Here is a 4,895-nt window from a genome sequence, read left to right as displayed (position 1 = left end):
AATGGTGCTGCCGGTGAGGATTGAACTCACGACCTCAGCCTTACCAAGGATGCGCTCTACCACTGAGCTACGGCAGCATGTTTCGCCGCCTGTCGGGCGGGAGCGCGCCTATGGTCAGAGGGAGGCGGTCTTGTCAAGGCATCGCGCGGCGGCCTAGGCAGCATGCATGACCAACAAGCAAACCACAGCGCAGCAGGAACGGGCGGAACGCCTTGCCGCCGTGCTGCGCGACAACCTCAAGAAGCGCAAGGCGCGCGCGCGGGCGGCGACGCCCGAGGGCGGGACCGACCGCACGCGCGATGATGCCTAACCGCCCATCACGAAAGCGTTGAGCTTGTTGCCGTCGAGATCGCGGAAGTACCCCGCGTAGAAACCGCCGCCGCGCTCGCCAACCGGACCTTCGCACGTGCCGCCCTGTTCGAGCGCAATCGCATAGAGCCGGTCGACCTGCGCGCGGTCCTTCGCCGCAAGCGCGACCATCACGCCATTGCCGACGGTCGCGGGATTGCCGTCGAACGGCTTGGTCAGCCCAATGCCCGCCGCACCACCGGGCGCGCCCCAGGCAATGAAATTGTCGAATTCCATCATCCGCCCGACGCCCAATTCGGCGGCGAGGGCGTCGTAGAAAACCGCACCCCGTGCGAGATCATTGGTGCCGAGCGTGACATAGCCGATCATTGCATCTCTCCCCGAATCGATGATGGGAACATATACAGAACATACGCCGAAAGTCAATGGCTCAGCGCGGGCGATGCTCGGTGCCCATGCCGGCGGTAATGAACAGCGTGGTCGCTTCGCCGTCGACATCGGCGGTGTGCCAGACCCCCGGCGGATTGATCGCATAATCGCCCGCGTTCAGCGTGATGGCGCGCGTGCTGCCGTCAGGCAATTCCTGATGCAGCGTGATCGTGCCGCTCGTGCAGATCACCACTTCGTCACCCGCCGGGTGCATTTCCCACGAGTCCCAGCTCGCGTCGAAATGATAATAGGACACCAGCCGCCCTTCGGCGCCATCGGCGGCATTGCGCGCGCCGTAATCGGCATACCACTCCATGCCGGTGAAATCGGGCTGCACCTCAGCCTTGGCGCCAAGGCCGAGGTGGATCGGGGTCGTGAACAGCGACGGCATTGCCAGTCTCCTCCGGTCAAATCGGCGCGCACTTCGCCTCGAGCCACGCCAGCTCGTCACCCGCCATCTGCGGCCCGAGCACCGCCAGCACTTTGGCATGATAGTCATTGAGCCAGTCGCGCTCGGCGACGGTCAGCAGCGCGGGGTCGATCAGGCTGCGCTCGATCGGGCAAAAGGTCAGCGTCTCGAACCCCAGCATCGTGCCGCCTTCGCAGACGCGCTCCTCGACCAGGATCAGATTCTCGATGCGGATGCCGTATTCGCCTGCCTTGTAATACCCCGGCTCGTTCGAAATGATCATGCCCGGCTTGAGTGGCTCGGAGGGGCCGCCGCCCGGATAATTGGGCTGCGCGATCCGCTGCGGCCCTTCGTGCACCGCGAGATAAGCCCCGACGCCGTGGCCGGTGCCATGCGCGTAATCGAGGCCTACCTCCCATAAGGGTCGCCGCGCAAACCCATCGAGCTGCCCGCCATTGGTCCCCGCCGGGAAGATCGCGGTGGCGAGCGCGATGTGCCCCTTAAGCACGCGGGTGAAGCGGTCGCGCATTTCCGGCGTCGGTTCGCCCACCGGCAGCACGCGCGTCACATCGGTGGTGCCATCGGCATATTGCCCACCCGAATCGACCAGATAGAGCTGGCCGAGTTCAAGCCGCGCGTTCGACTCCTGGTCGACGCGATAGTGGGGCGAAGCGCCATGCGCGCCGGTCGCCGAAATCGTATCGAAGCTAGTGTCGAGCAGCACGCCACTGGCCTCGCGGAACGTCTGTAGTTTCGCCACGCAATCAAGCTCGGTCAGCCCGCCCTTGGGCGCTTCGGCCTCGACCCAGCGCAGGAAGCGCGCGAGCGCCGCCCCGTCGCGCGCCGATGCCGCGCGGTGGCCGGCAATTTCGACCGGGTTCTTCATCGCCTTCGCCAGCACCACCGGATCACGCAACGGCAGGATCGTCGCGCCGCCCGCCGTGAGCGCGTCGAAAATCGCCGCCACCGCGCGCTCCGGGTCCGCGGCGATGCGCTTGCCCGCAAATCCGCCCAGCGCGCGTGCAAAAGCATCGCGGTCATGCAGCCGGATCGCATTGCCCAAATGGCGGCGGACCTCGTCGGTCAGCTTGTCGGGCGCAACGAACAGATCGGCGGTGCCATCGGCCTGCACGATCGCATAAGCGAGCGCGACCGGCGTATGCGCGACATCGCGCCCGCGGATGTTGAGCAGCCACGCAATCGAATCGAGCGCGGTCAGCACCACCGCATCGGCCTTGCGCTCGGCGAGCCACGCACCAACCTGCGCGCGCTTCTCCGCCGACCTTAGCCCCGCGCGCGCATCATCCTGCACCGCGAGCGTGGCGGGCGAGGGCGCAGGGCGATCGGGCCACACCGCGTCGACCGGGTTGGTGTCGACCGCCACCAAGGTCGCGCCACGTTCGGCCAGCGCCGCGCGCGCTTCGTTCACCCAGGCGCTGGTGTGGAGCCACGGGTCATAGCCGATCCGCCCGCCCTGCGGCGCATTGGCCCCCAGCCATGCCGACACGCTGGTCGCGGGCACACCGACGAACTGCCAGTCATCCGCCGACACCTGCTGGCGCACTTGCAGCGTGTAGCGCCCGTCGGTGAAAATCGCAGCATCGGCGGGCAGCACCACCGCCGTTCCCGCTGATCCCTGAAACCCGGTCAGCCACGCCAACCGCTGCGCATAATCGCCGACATATTCGCTCATATGCTCGTCAGTCAGCGGCACGACGAAACCGTCGAGCGCGGTGGCGGCAAGCTGCTCGCGCAAGGCTGCGAGACGGGCGGCGTGAGTCGACATCGACGTTACTCCAACGAAAAGGGTCTGCTGCGCCCGTTATGCCAGCTTGGCATCCCGCGCGACAGACCCTCGCGTGACAGTCCCGTCAGGCGGCGATTACTTGGCCGGTTCGGGCGCGTTCTGCCCGGCATACCAGGCGAGCCAGCGATCCATCCGATCCTTCAGGAAGCTCGGGCGGCGCAGCCCGTGATGCTCGCCCGGATAAATGATCAGCCCGCTTTTCACACCCAGACTGCTGAGCGCCTGATACATCTGCTCCGAATTGAGCAGCGGCACGTTGAAATCCTTGTCCCCGGCCATGAACAGCGTCGGCGTCTTGATCCGATCGGCGTGGTAAAAGGGGTAGGAGCTGCGCAGCCACACATCCATATGCTCCCACGGGCGGCCCAGCTCGACTTCGTAATCGCGGATATATTGGTCGGTGCCATAGCCTGCGAGGACATTGGCGATGCTCGCGCCCGAGACGGCGGCCTTGAAACGCGTGTCGCTGGCGATCAGATAATTGGTCAGCATCCCGCCATAGGACCAGCCGCCGACATAGAGCCGCTCGGGATCGGCGATCCCGCGCGCGACCGCATCGTCGATTCCGGCCAGCGCATCGGGCACCGCGGGGCCACCCCAATCCGCATACAGCGCCTTGGCATAGGCCTCGCCGCGCCCGGTGCCGCCGCGCGGATTGGTCGAGACCACGGCATACCCCTGCCCCGCGAAAATCTGCCAGACGATGCTGAAGCCCGCATCAAACTGCGCTTGCGGCCCGCCGTGGTTGTAAAGGATGGTCGGCAACCGCGTGGCGGGCTTGCCCGGCGGGGTGACGACGAAGCCGTGCACTTCGGTGCCGTCCTTCGATGTGAAGCTGGCCCGCGCGACCGGCGCGAGCGTCACTGTCTTGAGCCAGTCGTCATTCTGGTGGCTCAGCTGGCGCAGCCCGCCCTTGGCGTCGAGCACATGGACTTCGGTCGGGTGCGCAGGATCGGACACCAGCACCGCCAGCGCGCCTTTTGGCCCGGGCGCGGGCGAGCCGAACACGCGGAACCCGCTCGCCACATCGCGCAACGCGCCGCCGTCGAGCGGCACCTCGGCCAGCCGCACCACGCCGTCATCCTCAACGGTGACGCGGATCGCCTTGCCGTCGCTGGTCCAGATCGGTTCGCTGACATTGCGGTCGAGGCTGGCGGTCAGGATGCGCGGCGCGCCGCCGCTTGCTGGCACCACCGCGAGCGTGCGCACGCCATAGCCGATCAGCGCGACCGGCCCGCCTTGGATATAGGCGATCGACTTGCCGTCGGGCGACCACGCCGGATAGCTGCCCGATCCCCGGCCATTATCGTCGCCGGGAAAAGTCGTGAGCGCGTGTGGCTCGGTCGCCGTGTCGTTCACCGTCGCCAGGAACAAATTGGTGTCGTAATTGCGATCGGGGTCGGCGGTGCGGTTGGACACGAACACGATCGACTTGCCGTCGGGCGACCAGGCGGGCAGCTCTTCGTCGAAATCGCCGGTCGCCAGCCGCCGCGCCTTGCGTGTCGCGAGATCATAGAGCCAGACGCGGCTGCGCTGTTTGCCGAGATAGCCGCTGCTGTCGGCCTTGAACTGGAACCGGTCGATGACGATCGGCTTGGGTTTTTTGTCACCGGCTTTGGCCGGGGGCGCGGCATCGGCGGGCTTGTCGGCGTCGGGGTCGGCGGGCTTGTCCGCCGCTGGCTTGGCGGGCTTGTCCTCGGGCTCGGGATCAGTGACGACCAACGCGAGTGTTTTGGCATCGGGCGACCAGACCAGATCGTCGACCGACCCCTTGATGCCCGGCAGCTTCGTCGCTTCGCCCCCGGCCCGGTCGAGCAACCACAGCGCCGAATCGCCCTTGTCCTCGCCGCGCGATGAGGTGAAGGCGAGCCATTGGCCGTCGGGGCTGAAGCGCGGGTTCGATTCGCTTTCGCCCTTGCGGCTGGTGATCTGGACGGTGCG

At 66.7% G+C, this 4,895-nt stretch carries 5 protein-coding genes and 1 tRNA gene; 1 reads left to right on the top strand and 5 read right to left on the bottom strand.

Annotated elements, in window-relative coordinates:
• Window positions 1-2: 2 nt before the first annotated feature.
• Window positions 3-77, bottom strand: a tRNA-Thr gene (locus K2W81_RS15690).
• Window positions 78-166: 89 nt separating this feature from the next.
• Here K2W81_RS15690 and K2W81_RS15685 point away from each other — a divergent pair.
• A complete protein-coding gene (locus K2W81_RS15685; RefSeq protein WP_294106234.1) occupies window positions 167-310 on the top strand; it encodes a hypothetical protein in 144 nt (47 codons plus the stop codon).
• On the opposite strand, the gene K2W81_RS15680 is transcribed toward K2W81_RS15685, so the two are convergent.
• From K2W81_RS15680 to K2W81_RS15665, 4 genes are all read right to left on the bottom strand, one after another.
• Window positions 307-678 carry a VOC family protein gene (locus tag K2W81_RS15680; RefSeq protein ID WP_294106231.1) on the bottom strand — a complete coding sequence of 124 codons (372 nt, stop codon included), beginning with the start codon at window positions 676-678 and terminating at the stop codon, window positions 307-309. The two genes, K2W81_RS15685 and K2W81_RS15680, sit on opposite strands and share 4 nt — an antisense overlap.
• 61 nt (window positions 679-739) lie before the next feature.
• Entirely contained in the window at window positions 740-1,129 is a 390-nt protein-coding gene (locus K2W81_RS15675; protein ID WP_294106228.1) for a cupin domain-containing protein, read from the bottom strand.
• Window positions 1,130-1,145: 16 nt separating this feature from the next.
• The gene (locus K2W81_RS15670) at window positions 1,146-2,933 is read right to left on the bottom strand and encodes an aminopeptidase P family protein (RefSeq protein WP_294106226.1); all 1,788 of its coding nucleotides are present in this window, start codon (window positions 2,931-2,933) and stop codon (window positions 1,146-1,148) included.
• A gap of 96 nt (window positions 2,934-3,029) precedes the next feature.
• Window positions 3,030-4,895 (bottom strand): S9 family peptidase (locus tag K2W81_RS15665; RefSeq protein WP_294106223.1); only part of this gene is annotated, 1,866 nt, incomplete at its 5' end.

The organism is Sphingomonas sp., assembly GCF_019749955.1.
GTDB lineage: Bacteria > Pseudomonadota > Alphaproteobacteria > Sphingomonadales > Sphingomonadaceae > Sphingomonas.
This window is presented reverse-complemented; position numbering and strand designations above follow the sequence as displayed.

Coding starts and splice junctions, on each gene's coding strand:
- K2W81_RS15685 (WP_294106234.1), top strand. CDS start 167: ATGACCAACAAGCAAACCACAGCGCAGCAGGAACGGGCGGAACGCCTT.
- K2W81_RS15680 (WP_294106231.1), bottom strand. CDS start 678: ATGATCGGCTATGTCACGCTCGGCACCAATGATCTCGCACGGGGTGCG.
- K2W81_RS15675 (WP_294106228.1), bottom strand. CDS start 1,129: ATGCCGTCGCTGTTCACGACCCCGATCCACCTCGGCCTTGGCGCCAAG.
- K2W81_RS15670 (WP_294106226.1), bottom strand. CDS start 2,933: ATGTCGACTCACGCCGCCCGTCTCGCAGCCTTGCGCGAGCAGCTTGCC.